Raw genomic sequence first — 21,973 nt, 5'->3', positions numbered from 1 at the left:
GACAGAGGTAAATTTCTGAACAACCCGCAGAGCCATATAGTACTCAGCGGTTGAATCTCAAGTTGCTCTGCCAAAATCTCAAGTTGCGTTGCGGACGACAACATGAAATTTAAGGCAATTTTGCTCTTGAAATCCCAGGAATCAGACCTATATAATCAGCACTCCCTACACGCGAGTGCTAAAACGGGCTTATTAGACTCAAAAGCCTAATACTTTCGTGTTAAGAGACGGCAACATATTGATTTATATTGGTTTTTTAATTAGTTAACACTTACTAACATAGGAGAAGGAATGAATCTGCGTCCTTTGCATGATCGCGTAATCATTAAACGTTTAGATCAAGAATCAAAAACTGCCTCTGGAATCATCATTCCGGATGCTGCCGCTGAAAAGCCTGATCAAGGTGAAGTATTGGCAGTTGGCCCAGGCAAGCGTGATGACAGTGGCAAGTTGAATGCACCAGACGTCAAAGTTGGCGATCGCGTGCTATTTGGCAAATATGCAGGTCAAACAGTTAAGGTCGGCAGCGACGAGCTTCTCGTAATGCGCGAAGAAGACATCATGGCTGTTGTACAGAAGTAATCGGTACCTAAGAAAGGAATTCAATCATGGCAGCAAAAGACGTCGTATTTGGAGATAACGCCCGCACCAAGATGGTAGAAGGCGTAAATATTCTTGCTAACGCAGTAAAAGTAACATTAGGACCAAAAGGCCGTAATGTTGTGATCGAGCGTTCATTTGGCGGCCCAACCATCACTAAAGATGGCGTATCCGTAGCAAAAGAAGTTGAACTCAAAGATAGGCTCCAAAACATGGGCGCTCAGATGGTGAAGGAAGTTGCTTCCAAAACTGCTGATATCGCTGGTGACGGTACAACTACTGCAACTGTTTTGGCTCAATCTATCGTTCGTGAAGGCATGAAATACGTAGTTTCAGGCCATAACCCAATGGACTTGAAGCGCGGTATCGACAAAGCTGTTACAGCCGCAATCGCAGAGCTCAAGAAAATTAGCAAGCCTTGTACAACTACTAAAGAAATCGCTCAAGTTGGATCTATCTCAGCTAACAGCGACTACAGCATTGGTCAGCGCATTGCTGAGGCAATGGAAAAAGTAGGTAAAGAAGGTGTTATCACTGTTGAAGATGGCAAGTCTTTAGAAGATGAGTTGGAAGTTGTTGAGGGTATGCAGTTTGACCGCGGTTACCTTTCCCCATACTTCATCAACCAACCAGAAAAACAAGTTGCCATACTGGAAAGCCCATACGTTCTCCTGTTTGACAAGAAGGTAAGCAACATACGTGACTTGCTCCCAGTACTTGAGCAAGTAGCGAAGTCTGGTCGTCCATTGTTGATTATTGCGGAAGATGTTGAAGGCGAAGCCTTGGCAACTTTAGTTGTGAACAACATTCGCGGCATCATCAAGACTTGTGCTGTTAAGGCTCCAGGTTTTGGCGATCGTCGTAAAGCTATGTTGGAAGACATCGCGATTTTGACTGGCGGTACCGTGATTGCTGAAGAAATCGGCCTCACACTTGAGAAAACAACTCTCGAGCATTTAGGTCAAGCAAAGCGTATTGAAATCGGCAAAGAAAACACCATCATTATTGACGGTGCTGGCGATGCTAAAGCAATCGAAGCTCGCGTGAAGAACGTTCGCGTTCAGATCGAAGAAGCGACTAGCGATTACGACAAAGAAAAATTGCAAGAGCGTGTTGCCAAGTTGGCAGGCGGTGTTGCAGTGATTCGTGTTGGTGCTGCTACTGAAGTTGAAATGAAAGAAAAGAAAGCCCGCGTTGATGACGCATTGCATGCTACTCGCGCTGCGGTTGAAGAGGGTATTGTTCCTGGCGGCGGCGTAGCTTTGTTACGTGCTATGCAGGGTATCAAGGGCTTGAAAGGCGACAACGCTGATCAAGACGCTGGTATCAGCATTGTCTTACGTGCTATGGAAGAGCCACTGCGCATCATCGTTTCTAACGCGGGCGACGAAGCCAGCGTAGTTGTTAATGCGGTATTGGCTAGTAAGGGCAATAACGGTTACAACGCAGCAACTGGTGAGTACGGCGACCTCGTAGCTCAAGGTGTGATCGACCCAACTAAGGTTACGAAAACTGCATTGGTTAATGCAGCGTCTGTAGCAGCCTTGTTGTTGACTACCGATTGCGCTATCTGCGAAGCCCCTAAGGATGATTCCGCTGGTGGCATGCCTGATATGGGCGGCATGGGCGGCATGGGTGGAATGGGCGGCATGATGTAATAGCCGTACATTTCCTCAGCTATCTGGCTGCAGAAACTAAAACGCCTGGTTCAAAAGACCAGGCGTTTTTTATTACTGAATACTGTTAATGGCTAAGCTTATTTTTCTCGGATTGCTAAAGGAGTCCCAACCGTTCCCGCATAGACAACGATTAAGTCTACTGGTTCGATGCCTGGATTTGTGCCAGAGTGCCATTCTTTAAAAAGTTCAACTAGTGGCTCACCAGACTTTAGTGTTATTTTTTCACCAGTTTTTGTAAGGATATTGAGTTCACCCTTTAGCAAAACACCGGCATTAATCACGGGGTGCATATGCATTGGTATTGCTGCGCCTGGGGCAAATGTATATCTAATAATCGTGATTTCAGGTTGACCTTCACTATATGCAGGTAGCGTGGCACCATTCCACGATTTTGTAGTTTTAATTAAAACATTGGCTTCGACGCCTGGAATGTCGGTGTAGTAGTGCTTTCGTATGTCATCAGCACAAACATACTGAGGTAGTGTTAATACAAAAGCAACTGAGACATATTTGAGTAAGCGCATTGGGGCTTTCTTGGCTTTAGGCATAAAAAATGGCTAGTAAATTTTTACTAGCCATTCTGATTCACTACTGTTAGACCTTCAGTTTGCCCGCATTAACTGACAGACTTGACCATATCTTCCACAACCTTCTTCGCATCACCGAAGACCATCATGGTTTTATCCATGTAAAAGAGTTCGTTATCAAGGCCTGCATAACCTGCAGCCATTGAACGTTTGTTTACGATGATAGTTTTGGCTTTGAATGCTTCCAAAATCGGCATACCAAAAATTGGGCTACCTGGTGTGCGTGCGGCAGGGTTCACCACGTCGTTTGCGCCAAGCACCAGCACTACGTCAGCCTGACCAAAGTCGCTATTGATGTCTTCCATTTCAAATACTTGATCGTATGGCACTTCAGCTTCAGCCAAGAGAACATTCATGTGACCAGGCATACGACCCGCAACTGGGTGAATCGCGTACTTCACAGTCACGCCATGATGAGTCAGTTTTTCTGTCAATTCTTTGAGAGCGTGTTGAGCGCGAGCCACTGCCAAGCCGTAGCCAGGAACGATGATGACTGTGTCCGCATTCTCCATGAGGAAGGCCGCATCTTCCGGCGAGCCAGTTCTGTAGTTCTTTGGACTGCCATCATCGCCACCGCCAGCAGAAGCTTCGGCACCAAAGCCACCAAGTAATACTGCCAAGATGGAGCGGTTCATCGCCTTACACATAATGTAAGAGAGGATGGCACCCGAAGAGCCAACGCAAGCACCAGCAATAATTAATACCGGATTGTTTAATGTGAAACCAATACCTGCAGCCGCCCAACCAGAGTAGCTGTTGAGCATAGATACCACCACTGGCATATCTGCGCCACCGATTGGGATGATCAAGGTCACGCCCAATACCAAGGCAATCGCACACATCACCAAGAAGGCTTCGTGGCTACCAGTCATGAAGTACATTACGCCACCAGAAACCATGCCAATAGCAAGGATCAGGTTGAGTAAATGTTGACCAGCAAAAGTCACTGGTTTACCGCTGACCTTGCCAGATAATTTTCCGAAAGCAATTACGGAAGCGGTAAAGGTAATGGCACCAATAAATGCGCCGATAAAGAGCTCAATCTTTTGTACACCAGAATGGGTTTGAGCCGGGTTGTATACCGCTGCAATCGCAATCAATACTGCTGACAAACCAACAAAGGAGTGCATCAGTGCTACGAGCTCAGGCATCTTGGTCATTTGAACACGCTTAGCAGCAATCGTTCCAATGATGGCGCCGGCAACAATCGCACCAATAATCAATGAGAACACTGGCTTAAAGTCAGGAATCATGAAGGTGGTGATCACGGCAAGCAGCATACCGATCATGCCGAAGGTATTGCCTTGGCGTGAAGTCGTTGGTGAAGACAGTCCCCGCAAGGCGAGGATGAATAGCACTGAAGAAATGAGATAGGAAATCGCGGTTATGTTTAACATTATTTTGGTCTCTATATAGATCTTGTTCTAGTTTTATTTACTTCCAGCCGCATCAGTCTTAGGGGCCTTTTTCTTGAACATTTCAAGCATGCGACGGGTGACCATAAAGCCACCAAAAATATTGATTGAGGCTAAGAAGACTGCGACTGCGCCAATGATGCTGGTGAGAGTGATCTCATCGCCACCAATGACTTCAGTTTGCAATAAGGCGCCAACAATAATGATTCCGGAGATGGCATTAGTAACAGCCATGAGCGGAGTATGGAGTGCAGGGGTGACATTCCAAACCACGTGGTAGCCGACAAAAATAGCCAAGACAAACACAGTGATATTTTGGACTGTGAGGATGCTTTGAAAAGCAGCGAGATCCATGATGTTTCCTTCGAAAGATTTCTATTAGTTTTTACGGACGGCTTGGCCATCACGACACATGAGGCAGGCAGTAACGATGTCATCATCCATTGGGATCACTAACTTTGCTTCTGGATCAACAATCAGTTTCATAAAATCGAGCAAGTTACGTGAGTACAAAGCAGAGGCGTCTGCAGCAACCATGCTGGCCAGGTTGGTGTAACCAATAATCTTTACACCATTTACCTCAACGATTTTGTCTGCTTGAGTCAGCGGGCAGTTGCCTGACCCGTTATCGCCACGACCAGCTGCTAAGTCGATCACGATTGAGCCGGGCTTCATATTGGCAACGGTATCGCTATGCAATAGGACTGGTGGCTTACGACCCGGAATCAAGGCAGTAGTAATCACGATGTCAGCTTGTAGGGCGCGTTCAGCAACGAGAGCTGCCTGACGTTTCATCCACGCTTCAGGCATTGGGCGGGCATAACCACCAACGCCTTGAGCAATTTCGCGTTCTTCATCAGATTCAAATGGGACATCTACAAACTTGCCGCCTAGTGATTCGATTTGTTCTTTTACAGCGGGACGAACATCCGAAGCTTCAATGACGGCACCCAGACGTTTAGCTGTTGCAATTGCTTGTAATCCAGCAACACCAACACCCAGAATGAGGACGCGGGCAGCTTTAACAGTACCGGCAGCAGTCATGAGCATGGGCATAAAGCGTTGGTACTCATTAGCAGCAACCATGACCGCTTTATAGCCGGCAATATTGGCTTGTGAGGACAGGACGTCCATGCTTTGTGCGCGGGTCGTGCGTGGGGCAGCCTCTAATGAGAATGCAGTCACACCTTGAGCAGCCATTGCAGCAATATTGTCGTTATCAAATGGATCAAGCATGCCAAGCAGTACGCTGCCGGATTTCATCTGTTTGAGCTCTGTAGCTTCTGGGGCACGGACTTTGAGAACGATCTCAGCGCCAAAGGCATCAGCTGCGCTACCAATAGTTGCGCCAACAGCTTCATAAGCTGAATCTGGTTGGCTAGCTGTCACGCCCGCATCTTTTTGAATAACAACCGTATGGCCTTGACCAATCAGCTTCTTAACGGTTTCGGGTGTGGCGGCAACTCGAGTTTCCCCGGGCCTAGTTTCCAGCGGTACTCCTATGCGCATGGCATGTCTCCAAATGCTAATTTTTTCGAAAAATCTATTTTAGTTAGATAGGTGAAGATCCACCTATCTATTTACCCTTAGCCATTTATTGGGTTTTGCTCCAAATCTCGTAAATTAGGAGCAAGACTTCTACAATGGGGTCTTTAGCTTATATTGAATTCTCGCATTTTTTGATGATCCACCTCAATTCTTCCGCAATACCAGCCTCTAACCCATCCAAAGTCGTTGTTGGAATGTCTGGAGGGGTAGATTCGTCTGTAGCAGCCTGGATGCTCAAGCAGCAGGGCTATGAGGTAATTGGACTCTTCATGAAAAACTGGGAAGATGACGACAGCGATGAATACTGCTCCGCGCGTCAGGATTGGTTAGATGTGGTGTCGGTGGCTGACTTAATCGGCATTGACGTTGAAGCGGTCAATTTTGCCGCCGAGTATCGTGAGCGTGTTTTTGCAGAGTTTTTAAGGGAATACGCTGCGGGAAGAACTCCAAATCCTGATGTTTTGTGCAATGCAGAAATTAAATTCAAAGCCTTTTTGGACCACGCTATAAGTTTGGGGGCTGATGCCATTGCAACTGGTCACTATGCGCGGGTTCGTCACCACGGTGGTCGCGTGCAGTTATTAAAAGCAGTAGATGCTAGCAAAGATCAAAGCTATTTCTTGCACCGCCTAACTCAAGCACAGTTAACGAATGTTCTTTTCCCTTTGGGGGAGATTCCGAAAACAGAAGTGCGCAAGATTGCCGAGCAAATTGGCTTGCACAATGCCCGTAAAAAAGACTCCACTGGGATTTGTTTTATTGGAGAGCGCCCCTTCCGCGAGTTCTTAAACCGCTACTTGCCTCATACCCCAGGTCCGATTAAAACGCCTGAAGGTAAAACAGTGGGAGAGCACATGGGACTTGCCTTCTTTACCTTGGGTCAGCGCAAAGGCATAGGGTTGGGTGGAAGTCAGGATGGCAATGGCGATGCCTGGTATGTGGCTCGCAAAGATGTGGCCAATAACACGCTTTATGTCGTTCAAGGCCACGAGCACCCTTGGTTATTAGCTAATCAGCTCTCTGCAATCGATGCTAGTTGGGTTGATGGTGCTGCACCCACACCAGGACAGTACACAGCCAAAACCCGCTATCGTCAGGCGGATTCCGCCTGTTCATTGACTACTGGAACCGCGGGACCTCTGAGTTTTGATTTGAGTTTCTCGGATGCCCAGTGGGCGGTGACTCCAGGCCAATCTGCGGTTTTATACGATGGCGATATTTGCTTGGGCGGTGGAATTATTTCCGCCTAAGTATTTTTAGATACCCATTCTCTGGTTTAGGCTGTTGGCGGTGCAGTTTCTGCAAAAGAAGGCCTTTGCATCAATTTTTGATACAAAGTATCCAGGTTGGGGTACTGCGCTTGCCAAGCAATATTAGGGAAGCGTAGCAATAGGAAGCCTAGGGCGCAACCTACGGCTATGTCAGCTAAAGTCATTTGATTGCTATGGCACCAAGTGTTTTCACCTAATTCTTTAGACATTTGGCTTAGACCTGTATTTATTTTGTCCATTTGACGCTCAAGCCAGGCTGGACTTTGTTGCTCTACAGGACGCAGAGTCGTCTCTAGGCGGGCCAAAATACTGGCGTCTCCAATGCCATCAGCCAGGGCTTCCCAGGTTTTAACAGTTGCTCGCTCGCGGCTGCCTACCGGAATCAGCTTACCAACCGGGCTTAAGGTGTCAGCGTACTCCGCAATCACGCGGGAGTCGTAGAGAACCTCGCCATCATCCAAAAGGAGGCAGGGAACCTTGCCTAAGGGGTTATTAAGGGCAATTTTTGTGTCTGCAGCCCATACATTCTCAAGTTCTAGGTCAATATCAACCTTTTTTTCCAAGAAAACAATGCGTACCTTGCGTACGTAGGGGCTAGTGAGGGATCCGATAAGTTTCATGGGGCTAAGTATAGCCATGCCAGCATTGAATGGATTGAACTCAAGAGCGATTAAAATCAGGCTTTATTGACACATTTCATGTAAAGGCAATATTCGTGAGTCAGCCGATTTCTACCCTCAATGCACTTTCCCCTTTAGACGGCCGCTACGCTGGAAAACTTGATGCCTTAAGGCCTTGGTTATCCGAAGCTGCATTTATGCGCCAGCGGGTCTTTGTGGAGATTCATTGGCTCTTAGCCTTGGCTTCTGCTGGCTTGCCAGATGTACCAAAAATTAGTGCAGCGGATGAAGTCTTTCTATTGTCTTTGCCAGAGCATTTCTCTGATACCGATGCACAACGCATCAAGGACATCGAGGCAGTAACCAACCATGACGTTAAAGCGGTGGAGTATTTTTTAAAAGAAAAAGTAGCTGGTCGCCCAGATTTATTAAAAGCGAGCGAGTTCATTCACTTCGCCTGTACTTCTGAAGACATCAACAACACCTCTCATGGTTTGATGTTGCGCGGTGCGCGTGATGAAGTCTTATTGCCGCAACTTAGAAAAGTCCTTTCTGTATTGACTGACTTGGCAATCGAGAATGCCAAGGTGCCTTTGTTGTCTCGTACACATGGTCAGCCTGCCTCTCCAAGTACCTTAGGTAAAGAGTTGGCTAATATTGCTAAACGCTTAGAGCGTGCGATCGCGACTATCGCAGCAGTTCCGCTCCTAGGAAAAATGAATGGTGCAGTTGGCAATTACAACGCTCACTTATCCGCCTACCCCGATTTTGATTGGGAAAACTTTTCTAAGGGTGTTGTTGAAAAACGTTTGGGTCTCACATTCAATCCGTACACCATTCAGATTGAACCGCATGATGGTATGGCTGAGTTGTTTGATGCGATCGCTCGTGCCAACACTATCTTGTTGGATATGGACCGCGATTTTTGGGCCTATATTTCAATTGGTTACTTTAAGCAGCGCACTAAAGCCGGTGAGATTGGCTCATCTACGATGCCACATAAAGTGAATCCAATTGATTTCGAAAATTCTGAAGGTAACTTGGGTGTTGCAAATGCCTTGCTGCGTCACTTGGCTGAGAAGTTGCCGATCTCTCGTTGGCAGCGTGACCTGACTGACTCTACAGTCTTGCGCAACCTAGGCCCAGCATTTGGCCATAGTGTGTTGGCCTATGACAGCGCCTTACGTGGCCTGAGTAAGTTGGAAGTGAACCATGCTGTGATTGCCGCTGATTTAGATAACTGCTGGGAAGTGTTAGCCGAGCCAGTGCAAACGGTGATGCGTCGCTACGGTATTGAGAATCCCTACGAGCAACTCAAAGAGTTGACTCGTGGCAAAGGTATTAATCAGGCCGATTTACAAACCTTTATTCGTGGCTTGAAGATTCCAGATGATGCAAAAACATTGTTGCTTGAGATGACCCCATCTTCATACTTAGGTAAGGCGGTCGAATTGACCGAACGTCTGAAAAAGTGAGTTTGATTCCAATCCTTGGGCGCGTACCGCAAGATTCTCAATACGGTGCCCGCCCCAAGATCTGGTTTGCTGTTTATCAATTGCTTTGGCATCTGCTTTTGCCTTTTGCCTTCATTCGCCTAGCTTGGCGTACCCGCCATTCCGCTGAATATTTACATCACTTCTCTGAGCGCCTAGGCTTTGCTAATAGAAAGTCGATTGTGCAGGGATCGGTGTGGATTCATGCGGTATCCGTTGGCGAGACAAGAGCTGCCCAACCCTTGATCGAAGCCTATCTCGCACGTGGCGAAACTATTTTGTTAACTCACATGACGCTCAATGGCCGTCGTACTGGTGCCGCTTTATTTGCGCTGGCAATTGCTTCTGGTCAACTGCGCCAAGTCTATTTACCTTATGACCTGTGTTGGTCTGTTGCTAATTTCATTCGCACCTTTAAGCCCAAGCTGGGTTTATTTATGGAAACTGAGGCTTGGCCAACTGTGGTGTTTTATTGTGCAGAAATTGGTTTGCCATTATTTTTGGTCAATGCCCGCTTATCCGAGCGCAGCGCTCGTCGAGTCAACCGGTTTGGTAAAGCAGGAAGAGCTCTCTTTCAGGCCTTCGCCGGCATCTTGGCTCAAACGCAATTTGATGCCGAGCGTTATCGCAGTCTGGGTGTCAAAAAAGTAGAGATTGTTGGTAACCTCAAGTTTGATGTGCCACTGGATCCCAGCTTAGTTCAGCATGGCAAAGCTTGGCAACAAGAGCTCCATGGCAATCAACGCCTCATGGTGTGTGCTGCGAGTACTCGTGACGGCGAAGAGGTGATCATCCTGAGGGCTTGGCGGGATTTACTTCAGAGCAACGCATTTGAGAATGCCCCATTACTTTGTCTTGTGCCACGTCATCCCGAACGCTTTACTGAAGTTGCCAATCAAATTCATGAGGCAGGTTTGAGGTTTCGCCGGCGTACCGAGTGGGAGGGTATACCCAAGGGTATTACAGACCTAGAGGTCATCTTGGGTGATTCGATGGGTGAGATGCCCATGTATTACAGTGCCGCTGATTTGGTGGTCATGGGCGGCAGCTTACTCCCCTTTGGAGGTCAGAATCTGATTGAAGCTTGTGCTGCTGGTTGTCCTGTTTTATTGGGTGAGCACACCTACAACTTTCAACAGGCAGCTTTAGATGCGATCAAGATTGGCGCAGCAAGACGTATCCAGGGTGAGCTCATCTTGAGTGAGTCAGTAGCTTTGATGGCAGCTTTAAAAGAATTGTTATTAAACACTGCCGAGCTGGCAAAGATGTCGAGTGCCGCAAAGGCTTACTCGCTCGAACATCAAGGTGCGACTAGGAAAATATTAGCCGCTCTTGATGATCAGAATTTCACGCTAAATTAAACCTGTGCCCCGAAGTTGGGGTCATCATTTCGGGTAGCATCATCCGGCTTTTTATCACCCTTGACTAAATCTTCACGGGTTACGCCAAGCCACATGGCTAAGGCTGCTGCCACGAATACTGAAGAGTAAATACCAAACAAAATACCAATGGTGAGCGCAAGCGCAAAGTAGAAGAGGGTTGGGCCACCAAAGATCAGCATGGCCAAGACCATCATCTCAGTGCTTCCGTGAGTAATCACAGTTCGACTAATTGTGCTGGTAATGGCGTTATCAATAATTTCTCGGGTGTTCATCTTGCGATATTTGCGGAAGTTCTCGCGAATACGGTCAAAGATGACTACGGACTCATTGACTGAGTAGCCAAGAACGGCAAGTACTGCTGCCAATACGGAGAGAGAGAACTCCCATTGGAAGAAGGCAAAGAAACCAAGAATGATGATGATGTCATGCAAGTTGGCAATAATGCCGGCCACTGCAAACTTCCACTCAAAGCGGAAGGAGAGGTAAACCACAATACCGATGATGACAAACAGCAATGCCATCAATCCATCCATCGCCAGCTCTCGTCCAACCTGTGGGCCAACAAACTCAACGCGCTGTAATTTCACGCCAGAGATAGTTGGTTCAAGCGCTTTCATTACTGCCGCACTCTGATCTGCGGAGGAAATAATTTTTCCGTCAGCATCTTTTTGTAGCGGCAGACGAATCATCACATCGCGTGAACTACCAAAGTTCTGAATCTGAGTATCGGCGTAGCCTAACTTCTCTACATTCGATCTAATGGAATCCAAGGGAGCGGTTTGTGGGTAGGTAACTTCCATCACCGTACCGCCAGTGAATTCAATCGACAAGTGCAGGCCGTTATGCCAGAGGAAGAAAACAGCAGCTAAGAAGGTAATTAAAGAAACCGCATTGAGCGCCAATGCATGGCGCATAAAGGGAATATCTTTTTTGATCCGGAAAAATTCCATGGCTTATTTCTCCTGTGGACGCCAAACTTGGCCAATAGCGAGTTTTTGAACTTTTTTACCTCTGCCGTACCAGAGGTTAACTAGGCCACGGGAGAAAAAGACTGCTGAAAACATTGAGGTCAAAATACCAAGGCAGTGAACTACCGCAAAGCCTTTAATTGGGCCAGAACCAAATGCAAGCAATGCAAGGCCGGCAATTAAGGTGGTGACGTTTGAATCCAGAATTGTTGCCCAGGCTTTATCAAAGCCAACGGCGATTGCAGTTTGTGGCGCAGCGCCGTTACGTAATTCTTCACGAATGCGTTCGTTAATCAAGACGTTGGAGTCAATTGCCATACCCAGTGCCAGTGCCATCGCAGCGATACCAGGTAAGGTTAAGGTTGCCTGCAGCATCGATAGAACAGAAATCAACAGCAATAAGTTCACCGCAAGAGCGACTACTGAGAACGTACCAAACAGTAGGTAGTAGGCGATCATGAAAATAGAGATTGCGGCGAAACCAATGATGAGGGATTTAAAGCCCTTCTCAATATTTTCTGCGCCAAGACTTGGTCCAATCGTGCGTTCTTCAATAATTTCCATTGGTGCTGCCAATGAGCCTGCGCGTAGCAAGAGGGCTAAGTCATTAGCACTCTCGGTCGTTGGTTGGCCAGTGATCTGGAACTTGGAACCGAATTCACCTTGAATGGTGGCGATGGTGAGGACTTCACCTTTGCCTTTTTCAAACAAGATCATGCCCATAGGCTTGCCAATGTTTTCACGGGTCACTTCTTGCATGACTCGTCCACCGGCAGCGTCTAGGGAGATGTTGACTGCAGGGCGTTGGTTTTGATCGAAGCCAGCGCTTGCATCGGTAATACGATCACCGCTGAAAATTACTGATTTCTTGAATACACCTTGGCGGTTTTCACCAAAGCGGAAAACATCCATCCCTGGAGGAGGGGTCTCGCCAATTGCAATCGTGGAAACGATTGGGTCAGCTAATCTGGATTCTAGCGTTGCAGTGCGCCCAATAATGTCTTTGGCGCGTGCGGTATCTTGAACCCCGGGCAACTGAACAACAATCCGTTCTGCGCCTTGCTGTTGAATGACCGGCTCTTTAACTGCTAATTCATTCACACGTTTATTGAGTGTGACGATGTTTTGTTTTACTGCGTTGTCTTGAATTTCCTTCAAGGCGGTGGGTTTGAATTCACCAACGAGTTTTGGAGATAGTCCAGTCGGTTTAATTTGCCAGATTAGTTCAGGCTGACTAGTCATTAATATTGATCGTGCTTTTTCAGCCTCTTCGGTACTACCGAAAGTCAGCGTAATGCTATCTTGCCCACGCTCAATACCCTGTTGGCGTATTGATTTATCACGTAATTGGCTGCGAATATCCGTTGCTAAAGAAGTCACTTTCTTTTGAACAGCACCCTTCATGTCAACTTGTAGCAAGAAGTAAACGCCGCCACGCAAGTCAAGTCCGAGGGGCATCGGTAATGCATTAAGTGCATTTAACCAGCTCGGAGTATTGGAGAGCAGATTTAATGCTACTGTGAAATTAGGTTCGTTTTGGTCGATGTTCAGCTTTTGTTGCAATAGATCGCGGGCACGTAGTTGAATATCGGTATTGTTAAAACGAATTTTGATTGAACCCACATTGCCTGTGGACTCAAAAAAGATGCCGGTGTTGCTAATGCTATCTTCAGTCAGAATTTTTTCAACTCGAGACTGTGTCGCCAAATCAACCTTGATGGTTGGTTTGGCGGACGAGACTTGAACCGCTGGAGCCTCTCCGTAGAAATTGGGTAATGAATATAGCCCTCCAATCAATAAAGCAAATAGGATGACTATGTATTTCCAGAGAGGGTAGCGATTCATTTTGAGATACTTTTCAGCAAGCGTATTAAGCGGACTTCAGTGAGCCTTTTGGCAATACTGTTGTGATGGCGCCTTTTTGCATTTGCACTTCAGTGCCAGCAGCAATTTCAACCGTAACAACTTGATCTTTCAATGCTGTCACTTTGCCGATGATGCCGCCACTAGTGACAACTTCGTCTCCAACTGACAAAGTCTCAAGCATTGATTTAGTTTCTTTTTGACGCTTCATTTGCGGGCGAATCATGATGAAGTACAGGACTGCAAACATCAACACTAGGGGAAGGAAGCTCATCAAGCCACCGGAATCTGCACCCGCGGCTGGAGCCTGGGCAAAAGCGTTACTAATCCACATACAAAACCTCCATTAATGACCAATAGGAAACTGCTTCAGTTTTAGGCTTTTTATGCAAAGCCGTAAACCCGCAATTCTAAACTGTATGGGGCTTGTAGGACTGATTTACTGCCCTAGGGCTATTAATCTTGTCCGGGCTCTACGCCCCGCTGGCGGTTCCGATGAAATTCCTCACGATAAGCGCTAAAACGATCCTTAGCCAAGGACTCTCGAACCTCTTCCATCAACTGGAGATAGTAGGAGAGGTTATGGATGGTATTTAGCTGCGATCCTAGGATCTCATTCGCTTTTTGGAGGTGATTTAAGTAGGATCTGGTGAAGTTTTGGCAGGTATAGCAGGCGCAGGTGGGGTCAACGGGGCGGTCATCCTCCTTGTAGCCAGCATTACGTAGCTTTAGGTCGCCAAAGCGGGTGAAGAGCCAGCCATTTCTGGCATTGCGGGTGGGCATGACGCAGTCAAACATGTCGATACCAAGGCTGACGCCCAGCATCAGGTCTTCAGGTGTCCCAACCCCCATCAAATAATGGGGCATATGCTCCGGTAGCTTGGGGGCAGTGAAATTCAAGATACGCTCAAACTCCGGCTTGGGCTCACCAACAGAGAGGCCGCCAATGGCGATGCCATCAAAACCTTGTTGGCTAACGGCATCTAGGGAGAATTCACGAAGGTTTTCAAACATCCCGCCTTGGACGATTCCAAACAGGCCATTACCAGTTTCTAGTTCCCTAAAGCGTTTTAAAGAGCGATCACCCCAGCGTAGGGACATTTCCAGTGAGGCACGAGCGGTTTTTTCTGAGGTTGCCTGTCCCTTGACCTCGTAAGGGGTGCATTCATCAAACTGCATGGCGATATCACTGTTCAGTACTGCCTGAATTTCCATTGACACTTCTGGAGACATAAATAACTTATCGCCATTGATTGGCGAAGCAAAAGTTACGCCTTCTTCAGAAATTTTCCTAAGAGCGCCCAAGCTAAATACCTGGAAACCACCGGAGTCAGTCAGGATGGGCTTATCCCAACCCATAAAGCGATGTAAGCCACCATGTTTCTTGATGACATTCAAACCAGGTCTTAGCCACAAGTGAAAGGTGTTGCCCAAAATAATTTGTGCTTTAGCTTCATTCAAATCTCGCGGGGTCATGGCTTTCACGGTGCCGTAGGTTCCTACTGGCATAAAGATTGGTGTTTGCACGCTACCGTGAGGCAGGTCAAGCTGACCCAAGCGTGCGGGGCTTGCGGAGTCACGCGCCAAGATATTGAAGTGAACGGGTTTTGTCATGAGTTTGTCTGGTTAAGGCGGCTTAGGAGCATCGCATCGCCGTAGCTGAAAAAGCGATATTCATTTTGGATGGCATGTTGATAGGCATTACGGATATTGTCCACGCCAGCAAAGGCACTGACCAACATTAATAAAGTAGATTTTGGCAAATGAAAGTTTGTTAGCAAGCAATCTACGGTTTTAAATACATATCCCGGCGTGATGAATAGATTGGTTTCACCACTATCTTGTTGAGTTTGTGCCTGACTCTCTAGAGCGCGCAGACTGGTTGTCCCAACCGCAATGACTCTACCGCCCGCCTTGTGGGTAGCTTCAATTGCTGCAATCGTTTCTGCAGGAACTGAGAACCACTCGTAATGCATTTTGTGTTTACTGAGGTCTTCTTCTCTAACCGGAGTAAAGGTACCCGCACCAACATGTAGGGTGACAGTGGCCTGCTTAATACCTAGCTCACGAAGTTCATTGAGAATCGCTTCATCAAAGTGCAGGCCCGCGGTAGGGGCCGCCACAGCGCCGGGATTCTTGGCAACTACGGTTTGATAGCGATTAGCATCTTCTTGATTTGGTTGGTGCTCAATGTAAGGGGGGAGTGGCAGTTCGCCGAAACGCTCCAACAGGGAGAAGACATTTTCCGGAAAACGCACTTCATAGAATCGGCCGTCATAGCCAATCATTTCGACAGGGAAGGTTTCACCTGCTTTGTTGTAGACATGAACGATCGTCCCAGTCTTTGGGGCCTTAGAGGCTCTAATTTGAACCCAAGCCTGATTTTCAGCGCTAATGCGTTCGATCAGGAGTTCGACATTGCCACCAGTCTCCTTTTTGCCATGCAGGCGAGCCGGAATGACTTTAGTGTCATTAAAGACCAGCAAATCCCCAAGTTTAATAAGGTTAAGAATGTCCCGAAATTGTCGATCGATCAATAGGGCGGCATTACTCCCTTCGGCCTTGACCTCTAGGAGGCGGCTATCCGTTCTATTGGCCAGCGGGTGCTGGGCAATTAGTTGGGGCGGGAGGTCGTAATTGAAGTCGGAAAGTTGCATAGCATTACCATCAGGTATTGGATTTTAACGATGACGACTAAGCGACCGCCAACTACACTCGAAAAGATGGGTTTAAACAGCCCTATGGCACTTGCTTTGCATCTGCCATCTCGCTATGAAGACGAGACTGAGCTTTTCACGATTGAGGAGGCTCTAGGGCTTGGAAGGTTTCAATCCATCCAGACTCAGGGCGTCGTGATTCGGAATCAGGTCCTGTTTCGCCCTAGAAGACAGCTTTTAGTCACGATTGAGGACGATACCGCTTCACTTCAACTCCGTTTTCTGAATTTCTACCCTAGCCAGCAAAAGCAAATGGCAGTCGGCAGTCATGTCCGTGTGCGTGGCGAGGTGCGAGAGGGCTACCTTGGTGCGGAGATGGTGCATCCCATCGTTCGTGCCGTCACTCCAGATGCGCCGTTATCCGCCAGTTTGACCCCGGTATACCCCGCCAGCGCTGGTATATCCCAAACCATTATTCGGAAAGCAGTCCTGCAAGCTTTACGCGATGCCAGTTTGAAAGAAAGTTTGGCAGAATTTCTCCCGCCTAAATTAATGGCAGAAATTTTGCCAAGCAATGATTGGCCTCCACTGCAAGAAGCAATCGTTTATTTGCACCAACCACCGGCTGATGCAAATACTCAGTCACTACTTGAGCGTACGCATTCTGCATGGCGTCGTGTGCAGTTTGAGGAGTTGTTGGCACAACAGATTTCTTTAAAGCGGGCGCATGCTATTCGTAGAGAAAGACGTGCCCCTAGTTTTAAGAAAGATCAACCAAAAACCAAGGCAAGCAAAGTAAGTTCAAGCATTGAAGAGGGCTTACTCAAAGTCTTGCCTTTCCAGTTGACGGGCGCTCAAACTCGCGTCTGGTCTGAGATTGGACTTGACCTGTCCAATGCTTTTCCGATGAATCGTTTATTACAAGGCGATGTGGGAAGTGGGAAGACAGTCATTGCCGCTTTAGCCGCAGCACGCGCCATGGATCATGGGTATCAAGCAGCCATCATGGCTCCGACAGAAATTCTGGCTGAGCAGCACTATCTTAAGATGAGGGAGTGGTTCGAACCTTTGGGTGTCAAGATTGCCTGGCTCTCGGGAAGCTTAAAGGCCAAAGAAAAAAGACTGGCGCAAGAGATGATAGGGGGCGGTGATGCGCAACTCATTATTGGTACACATGCACTCATTCAGGATAAGGTGAGTTTTGCAAAGCTAGGTTTAGCGGTGATTGATGAGCAACATCGTTTTGGTGTGAGACAGCGTTTAGAGATTCAGCAACGCGTTGGTTCGGAATTGTTTTATTGCCACCAGCTGATGATGTCAGCCACCCCAATTCCTCGCACGCTGGCGATGACCTACTATGCTGACTTGGATGTTTCTGTCATTGATGAGCTTCCACCAGGCCGCAAACCCATTACTACAAAGGTTGTTAAGGCTGCTCGCAGGGATGAGGTGATTGGCGGCTTACATGATTGGCTGGTTAAGGGTCTGCAGGCCTATTGGGTTTGTCCATTGATTGAAGAATCCGAAGTATTGCAATTACAGACCGCCGTTGAAAGTTTTGAGCAGCTCACGAAAGCATTACCTGATTTCAAAGTGGGTTTGGTGCACGGTCGATTAAAAAGTGAAGAGAAAGCTACTGTCATGGCTGCCTTCAAAGCCAACGAGATTCAACTGCTGGTGGCGACTACGGTCATTGAGGTGGGTGTAGATGTGCCTAATGCTGCATTGATGGTAATTGAGCATGCCGAACGCTTTGGTTATGCGCAGATTCATCAGTTAAGGGGGCGCGTAGGACGTGGTTCAGCAGATTCAGTTTGTATTTTGATGTACGCAGAGCCATTATCTTTAGCAGCAAAAGAGCGATTACAAACCTTAAGAGAAACTTCGGATGGTTTTGTAATTGCAGAGCGGGACTTATCACTCCGCGGTCCAGGCGAGCTTTTAGGGGCCAAACAATCCGGCGATGCGATGTTGCGTTTTGTGGATCTTCAGCGAGATGCTTGGTTAATTGAATTGGCGCAAATAGCTGCCGATCGTTTGTTGGCTGAGCATGGCGACCTAGTGGAAAGACACCTAGAGCGTTGGCTAGGATCTCGCACTGAGTTTCTCAAGGCTTGATAATTACGTCATGACTATGAAAAGACTATTTATCTAATGCGCGATCGTTTTATAGCTTACGCCTATTTGATCCGTTTGGATAAACCGATCGGAACACTGCTGTTGTTGTGGCCAACCTTATGGGCCCTTTGGTTGGCGAGCGGCGGTTTCCCTGAATGGCATCTCTTAATTATTTTTACCCTTGGAACATTTCTAATGCGTAGTGCAGGTTGCGCCATAAATGACTATGCAGATCGCGATTTTGATCGCCATGTATTACGCACCAAAGATCGACCCATTACGAGTGGCAAGATTTCCGGGAAAGAGGCTTTGCTTGTTGCTGGCGGTTTGGCGCTGATCGCCTTTTTGCTGATTCAGCCTTTGAATGCCCTCACTCAGGAGCTTTCTTTCTTTGCTTTGGCGGTTGCGATTGTTTACCCCTTTACCAAGCGCTTCTTTGCTATTCCACAGGCGGTCCTTGGAATTGCTTTTGGCTTTGGGATTCCGATGGCCTATGCGGCTGTGCTCGATTTCATTCCAGCAGAGGCATGGATTTTATTTATCGGTAATATTTTCTGGGCCATTGCTTACGATACGGCTTATGCCATGGTTGATCGCGATGATGATTTGCGTTTAGGTTTGCGTACTTCTGCCATTACCTTTGGGCGTTTTGATGTGCTGGCAATTGCCGTGAGTTACGGTATCTTATTGCTAAGTCAGGCATGGGTTGCCCAGATTGCAAACCTGAGCGATTACTTTTGGCTTGGGTGGGGGTTGGCACTGGCTTGTGCGGTCTACCATCTCAAACTAGTTTCCACCCGTAAGCGTGAAGATTGCTTCAAAGCATTTCGTCATAACAATTGGTTAGGCGGATTCCTATTTTTAGGAATCCTCTTGGGACTAGCTCGTATTTAGCTCGCCTTTAGTTCTTACCTAGTTCATCACCCATAGCTTTGCCACGTTGACTGGCGGCATCAATGGCTTTTTCCAGGGCGCCATGCCAATCGAGTTTCTTGAGCATATCTAGGGCTGCAGCAGTCGTGCCGCCTTTTGAGGTCACTCTCTCGCGCAATACACCTGCATGCTCATCGGAGTTATGGGCGAGTTGGGTAGCACCTTCTAGGGTTGCATAAGCTAATTTGCGGGCAGTGGCCGCATCAAGTCCGAGTTTCTCGCCACTAGATTGCATGGCTTCTAAAAAGGCAAAGACGTAGGCAGGCCCGCTCCCGGAAACAGCGGTAACAGCATCCATCAGTTTTTCTTCATTCACCCACACTGCTTGACCGACTGCAGTGCAGATGGTTTCCGCAAGAGCGCGGTCAGATGCATTGACTGCCGCATCTGCAAAGAGCCCTGTAATTCCTTTGCCAATGAGGGCGGGCGTATTAGGCATAGCACGAACGCAACGCTCATGGTCAAGCCAGCGACTCATGTCTTTAAGACGAATGCCAGCAGCAATACTCAGGATTAGTGGACCGGGCGCAGTTGCGTGTTTGAGTTTGGCACTCAGAGACTTGGCGACTACATTGAAGTCTTGGGGTTTGATCGCCATGACTACGACATTGTTCTTGGAAAAGTTAAAAGCGATTTGCTCTAAAGCACCAATAATCTGGACACCAAAATCTTGGTGTAGTTGCAGGCCGGTACTGGCATTAGCTTCAACTACGGAAAGTTGATTGGCTTCAAAGCCATTCGCTAGTAGTCCGCTAATTAAAGCGCGACCCATATTGCCACCACCAATAAAGGTAATGTGGGCATTCTGATTGATGTGTTGTGTGCTCATGCTTTTATCTTATCGCGCTTCCCAAAAATGGCACTTCCTATACGTACCATGGTGCTGCCCTCGGCTATTGCAGCCTCCATATCATCGGACATTCCCATTGATAGGGTATCGAAAAAATCATACCCGACATCGTTTGCGTGTTTTGCCTTAATCCCGGTAAAGCACTCTCGGACCGCTGCAAAGGCCTGATGCTGTTGGCGAACATCTTCGCTGGGTGCGGGGATGGCCATTAATCCGCGAAGTGCAATATTGGGTAATTTGGCGATCGCATCGCAAAGCACTTCTACCTCTTCGAGCGAGATGCCGCTTTTACTTTCTTCTTCGCTAACGTTAATTTGGACGCAAACCTGCAGCTCTGCTAATTCTGGAAATTCCCCGCGTTGACTAGATAGGCGTTCTGCAATTTTGAGTCGATCAATGCTGTGAACCCAATCAAAATGCTCCGCTACTTCTCGAGTCTTATTGCTTTGGAGCGGGCCAATGAAGTGCCATTCAAGCCAAGGGCGCAATTTGGCGAGTTGCTGAATTTTTTCTACACCTTCTTGGACGTAGTTCTCACCAAAAGCAGTTTGTCCAGCATGCATTGCCTCTTCAACTGCCCTGGAAGGAAAGGTCTTACTGACTGCGAGCAGTTGGATATCCTCTGGCTCACGCTTTGCTGCTATCGCTGCTAACTCAAGTCGTTGTTTTACCAACATCAGATTGGTGGTAACTTGACTCATTATTTTGTCAGACGTTGTTGGGTAATCAACTGATCAATGATCTCAATCCAATGGAGCACTGGTGTGTCGTCTTGTTGAAGGTGCGTAATGCAGCCAACATTTCCAGAAACAATTACTTGGGCGCCAGACTCTTCGCAAGCGGTTTGAAGGTGGCTCAATTTGTTTTTGCGTAATTGTTCCGATAATTCAGGTTGAGTTACCGAGTATGTGCCTGCAGAGCCACAGCAGAGATGGCTATCGGAACATAAGCGTACGCCAATACCAACACCACTTAAAAGCCCCTCTACTTTTCCGCGAATTTGTTGCCCGTGTTGTAGGGTACAGGGAGGGTGATAGACCACGCCTGACTTGGGATCTGACCCCACTAAAGCAAGGAGCTCACTTTGAAGTGTTGGCAGTATTTCAGAGATGTCTTTAGTGAGATCGGAGATCTTCTTCGCTTTGGCAGCATATTGCGGATCATTTGCAAACAGATGTCCATAGTCCTTTACCATGACACCACAACCAGATGCTGTCATCACAATGGCTTCTGCGCCTTGTTCAACCAGAGGCCACCAGGCATCGATATTTTGTTTGGCGTTATCTAGTCCACCGGCTTGATCGTTCAAGTGGTAGCGCAATGCACCACAGCAAGTGGCATTAGGTGCGCTGATCAGTTGAATCTTGAGTGCATCCAAAACACGCGCAGTAGCGGAATTGATATTAGGTAGCATGCCAGGTTGAACGCAGCCTTCAAGCAACAACATCTTGCGAGAGTGGCTTGTTTGTGGCCTAGCGTAAGGATCCGTATTTATATTGAGAGCTTTATTTTTAGCTTCTGGAATCTTGCGCTTGATGCCACTTGGCATAAGTGGACGTACTAGACGACCAATTGCCATTGCCGAATTAAATAACTTAGGGCTTGTTAAACCCTCTTTGAGGGCCCAACGTGTGAGACGTTGATTTAGAGGGCGCTCGGGAGTATTTTCCTCTGCCCACTTACGACCAATATCAATCAAGTTGCCGTATTGCACGCCGCTAGGGCAAGTGCTTTCGCAATTGCGGCAGGTGAGGCAGCGATCTAAATGCAGTCGTGTTTTCTCAGTAGGTACTTGACCTTCTGCGATTTGTTTAATGAGGTAGATGCGACCGCGTGGGCCATCTAATTCATCGCCCAGAATTTGGTACGTGGGGCAGGTAGCAGTACAGAAACCGCAGTGCACGCATTTACCAAGGATTCTGGCAGCTTCTATACCTTCAGGGGTATTGGCGAATTGAGGGGCGAGTTGAGTTTGCATAGGATTACTAA

General features: G+C 47.5%; 20 protein-coding genes. 7 read left to right on the top strand and 13 right to left on the bottom strand.

All coding sequences use genetic code 11. From position 1 onward, the window contains the following. The first annotated feature begins 291 nt into the window (after positions 1-291). Together CBI30_RS00555 and groL are read left to right on the top strand one after the other, a co-directional pair. Positions 292-582: a co-chaperone GroES gene (locus tag CBI30_RS00555; RefSeq protein ID WP_015421939.1), complete on the top strand. Its 291-nt coding sequence runs from the start codon at positions 292-294 to the stop codon at positions 580-582. 26 nt (positions 583-608) lie between these two features. Continuing rightward, complete coding sequence (groL, locus tag CBI30_RS00550) at positions 609-2,258, top strand: chaperonin GroEL (RefSeq protein WP_088526397.1); 1,650 nt, start codon at positions 609-611, stop codon at positions 2,256-2,258. Between the two features lie 98 nt (positions 2,259-2,356). Here groL and CBI30_RS00545 read toward each other — a convergent pair whose 3' ends face one another. The 4 genes from CBI30_RS00545 to CBI30_RS00530 all read right to left on the bottom strand — a co-directional run bounded on the left by CBI30_RS00545 (position 2,357) and on the right by CBI30_RS00530 (position 5,790). Beyond that, on the bottom strand, positions 2,357-2,803 hold the full coding sequence (locus CBI30_RS00545; protein WP_088526415.1) for a cupin domain-containing protein: 447 nt from the start codon (positions 2,801-2,803) through the stop codon (positions 2,357-2,359). Positions 2,804-2,895: 92 nt separating this feature from the next. Then, the gene (locus CBI30_RS00540; protein ID WP_088526396.1) at positions 2,896-4,263 is read right to left on the bottom strand and encodes an NAD(P)(+) transhydrogenase (Re/Si-specific) subunit beta; all 1,368 of its coding nucleotides are present in this window, start codon (positions 4,261-4,263) and stop codon (positions 2,896-2,898) included. 33 nt (positions 4,264-4,296) lie between these two features. Beyond that, on the bottom strand, positions 4,297-4,635 hold the full coding sequence (locus tag CBI30_RS00535) for a proton-translocating transhydrogenase family protein (protein WP_088526395.1): 339 nt from the start codon (positions 4,633-4,635) through the stop codon (positions 4,297-4,299). A 24-nt stretch (positions 4,636-4,659) separates the two neighbouring features. After that, positions 4,660-5,790 carry a Re/Si-specific NAD(P)(+) transhydrogenase subunit alpha gene (locus CBI30_RS00530; protein WP_088526394.1) on the bottom strand — a complete coding sequence of 377 codons (1,131 nt, stop codon included), beginning with the start codon at positions 5,788-5,790 and terminating at the stop codon, positions 4,660-4,662. Between the two features lie 173 nt (positions 5,791-5,963). On the opposite strand from CBI30_RS00530, the gene mnmA reads away from it, so the two are divergent. Continuing rightward, positions 5,964-7,079, top strand: a complete 1,116-nt coding sequence (mnmA, locus tag CBI30_RS00525) for a tRNA 2-thiouridine(34) synthase MnmA (protein WP_088526414.1) — start codon at positions 5,964-5,966, stop codon at positions 7,077-7,079. 26 nt (positions 7,080-7,105) lie between these two features. Here the strand turns inward: mnmA and CBI30_RS00520 are convergent, their stop codons facing one another. Continuing rightward, a complete protein-coding gene (locus CBI30_RS00520; RefSeq protein WP_088526393.1) occupies positions 7,106-7,720 on the bottom strand; it encodes a glutathione S-transferase N-terminal domain-containing protein in 615 nt (204 codons plus the stop codon). A gap of 95 nt (positions 7,721-7,815) precedes the next feature. On the opposite strand from CBI30_RS00520, the gene purB reads away from it, so the two are divergent. Both purB and CBI30_RS00510 read left to right on the top strand, forming a co-directional pair. After that, entirely contained in the window at positions 7,816-9,195 is a 1,380-nt protein-coding gene (purB, locus tag CBI30_RS00515; protein ID WP_088526392.1) for an adenylosuccinate lyase, read from the top strand. Positions 9,196-9,254: 59 nt separating this feature from the next. Next, on the top strand, positions 9,255-10,574 hold the full coding sequence (locus tag CBI30_RS00510) for a 3-deoxy-D-manno-octulosonic acid transferase (protein WP_169711228.1): 1,320 nt from the start codon (positions 9,255-9,257) through the stop codon (positions 10,572-10,574). Here the strand turns inward: CBI30_RS00510 and secF are convergent. The 5 genes from secF to queA form a co-directional block, all read right to left on the bottom strand. After that, the gene (secF, locus tag CBI30_RS00505) at positions 10,571-11,545 is read right to left on the bottom strand and encodes a protein translocase subunit SecF (protein ID WP_088526390.1); all 975 of its coding nucleotides are present in this window, start codon (positions 11,543-11,545) and stop codon (positions 10,571-10,573) included. The genes CBI30_RS00510 and secF overlap by 4 nt on opposite strands. Positions 11,546-11,548: 3 nt before the next feature. After that, complete coding sequence (gene secD / locus CBI30_RS00500; RefSeq protein ID WP_088526389.1) at positions 11,549-13,408, bottom strand: protein translocase subunit SecD; 1,860 nt, start codon at positions 13,406-13,408, stop codon at positions 11,549-11,551. Between the two features lie 25 nt (positions 13,409-13,433). Beyond that, entirely contained in the window at positions 13,434-13,760 is a 327-nt protein-coding gene (gene yajC, locus CBI30_RS00495) for a preprotein translocase subunit YajC (protein ID WP_088526388.1), read from the bottom strand. A 122-nt stretch (positions 13,761-13,882) separates the two neighbouring features. Further along, complete coding sequence (tgt, locus tag CBI30_RS00490) at positions 13,883-15,040, bottom strand: tRNA guanosine(34) transglycosylase Tgt (RefSeq protein WP_088526387.1); 1,158 nt, start codon at positions 15,038-15,040, stop codon at positions 13,883-13,885. Further along, on the bottom strand, positions 15,037-16,083 hold the full coding sequence (gene queA, locus CBI30_RS00485; protein ID WP_088526386.1) for a tRNA preQ1(34) S-adenosylmethionine ribosyltransferase-isomerase QueA: 1,047 nt from the start codon (positions 16,081-16,083) through the stop codon (positions 15,037-15,039). Before queA ends, tgt begins: the two co-directional genes overlap by 4 nt. A gap of 30 nt (positions 16,084-16,113) precedes the next feature. Between queA and recG the strand changes: the two genes are divergently transcribed. Further along, on the top strand, positions 16,114-18,201 hold the full coding sequence (gene recG, locus CBI30_RS00480; protein WP_088526385.1) for an ATP-dependent DNA helicase RecG: 2,088 nt from the start codon (positions 16,114-16,116) through the stop codon (positions 18,199-18,201). Between the two features lie 36 nt (positions 18,202-18,237). Next, positions 18,238-19,095: a 4-hydroxybenzoate octaprenyltransferase gene (gene ubiA, locus CBI30_RS00475; protein WP_088526384.1), complete on the top strand. Its 858-nt coding sequence runs from the start codon at positions 18,238-18,240 to the stop codon at positions 19,093-19,095. 7 nt (positions 19,096-19,102) lie between these two features. Here ubiA and proC read toward each other — a convergent pair whose 3' ends face one another. The 3 genes from proC to glcF are packed head-to-tail and all read right to left on the bottom strand — an operon-like array spanning position 19,103 to position 21,962. Beyond that, positions 19,103-19,963 (bottom strand): pyrroline-5-carboxylate reductase, encoded by an 861-nt coding sequence (gene proC / locus CBI30_RS00470; RefSeq protein WP_088526383.1) that lies wholly within the window; start codon positions 19,961-19,963, stop codon positions 19,103-19,105. Beyond that, the gene (locus tag CBI30_RS00465) at positions 19,960-20,685 is read right to left on the bottom strand and encodes a YggS family pyridoxal phosphate-dependent enzyme (protein WP_088526382.1); all 726 of its coding nucleotides are present in this window, start codon (positions 20,683-20,685) and stop codon (positions 19,960-19,962) included. Before CBI30_RS00465 ends, proC begins: the two co-directional genes overlap by 4 nt. Further along, a complete protein-coding gene (gene glcF, locus CBI30_RS00460; RefSeq protein ID WP_088526381.1) occupies positions 20,685-21,962 on the bottom strand; it encodes a glycolate oxidase subunit GlcF in 1,278 nt (425 codons plus the stop codon). Before glcF ends, CBI30_RS00465 begins: the two co-directional genes overlap by 1 nt. Between the last annotated feature and the right edge of the window lie 11 nt (positions 21,963-21,973).

This window comes from Polynucleobacter aenigmaticus (assembly GCF_002206635.1).
Classification (GTDB): Bacteria; Pseudomonadota; Gammaproteobacteria; order Burkholderiales; family Burkholderiaceae; genus Polynucleobacter; species Polynucleobacter aenigmaticus.
The sequence above is the reverse complement of the archived record's forward strand: the minus strand, read 5'-3'. Positions and strand labels throughout refer to the sequence as shown.

What these genes read in the sequence shown, in the direction of transcription:
- CBI30_RS00555 (WP_015421939.1), top strand. Translation starts at nt 292, where the DNA reads ATGAATCTGCGTCCTTTGCATGATCGCGTAATCATTAAACGTTTAGAT.
- groL (WP_088526397.1), top strand. Translation starts at nt 609, where the DNA reads ATGGCAGCAAAAGACGTCGTATTTGGAGATAACGCCCGCACCAAGATG.
- CBI30_RS00545 (WP_088526415.1), bottom strand. Translation starts at nt 2,803, where the DNA reads ATGCGCTTACTCAAATATGTCTCAGTTGCTTTTGTATTAACACTACCT.
- CBI30_RS00540 (WP_088526396.1), bottom strand. Translation starts at nt 4,263, where the DNA reads ATGTTAAACATAACCGCGATTTCCTATCTCATTTCTTCAGTGCTATTC.
- CBI30_RS00535 (WP_088526395.1), bottom strand. Translation starts at nt 4,635, where the DNA reads ATGGATCTCGCTGCTTTTCAAAGCATCCTCACAGTCCAAAATATCACT.
- CBI30_RS00530 (WP_088526394.1), bottom strand. Translation starts at nt 5,790, where the DNA reads ATGCGCATAGGAGTACCGCTGGAAACTAGGCCCGGGGAAACTCGAGTT.
- mnmA (WP_088526414.1), top strand. Translation starts at nt 5,964, where the DNA reads ATGATCCACCTCAATTCTTCCGCAATACCAGCCTCTAACCCATCCAAA.
- CBI30_RS00520 (WP_088526393.1), bottom strand. Translation starts at nt 7,720, where the DNA reads ATGAAACTTATCGGATCCCTCACTAGCCCCTACGTACGCAAGGTACGC.
- secF (WP_088526390.1), bottom strand. Translation starts at nt 11,545, where the DNA reads ATGGAATTTTTCCGGATCAAAAAAGATATTCCCTTTATGCGCCATGCA.
- secD (WP_088526389.1), bottom strand. Translation starts at nt 13,408, where the DNA reads ATGAATCGCTACCCTCTCTGGAAATACATAGTCATCCTATTTGCTTTA.
- yajC (WP_088526388.1), bottom strand. Translation starts at nt 13,760, where the DNA reads ATGTGGATTAGTAACGCTTTTGCCCAGGCTCCAGCCGCGGGTGCAGAT.
- tgt (WP_088526387.1), bottom strand. Translation starts at nt 15,040, where the DNA reads ATGACAAAACCCGTTCACTTCAATATCTTGGCGCGTGACTCCGCAAGC.
- queA (WP_088526386.1), bottom strand. Translation starts at nt 16,083, where the DNA reads ATGCAACTTTCCGACTTCAATTACGACCTCCCGCCCCAACTAATTGCC.
- recG (WP_088526385.1), top strand. Translation starts at nt 16,114, where the DNA reads ATGACGACTAAGCGACCGCCAACTACACTCGAAAAGATGGGTTTAAAC.
- ubiA (WP_088526384.1), top strand. Translation starts at nt 18,238, where the DNA reads ATGCGCGATCGTTTTATAGCTTACGCCTATTTGATCCGTTTGGATAAA.
- proC (WP_088526383.1), bottom strand. Translation starts at nt 19,963, where the DNA reads ATGAGCACACAACACATCAATCAGAATGCCCACATTACCTTTATTGGT.
- CBI30_RS00465 (WP_088526382.1), bottom strand. Translation starts at nt 20,685, where the DNA reads ATGAGTCAAGTTACCACCAATCTGATGTTGGTAAAACAACGACTTGAG.
- glcF (WP_088526381.1), bottom strand. Translation starts at nt 21,962, where the DNA reads ATGCAAACTCAACTCGCCCCTCAATTCGCCAATACCCCTGAAGGTATA.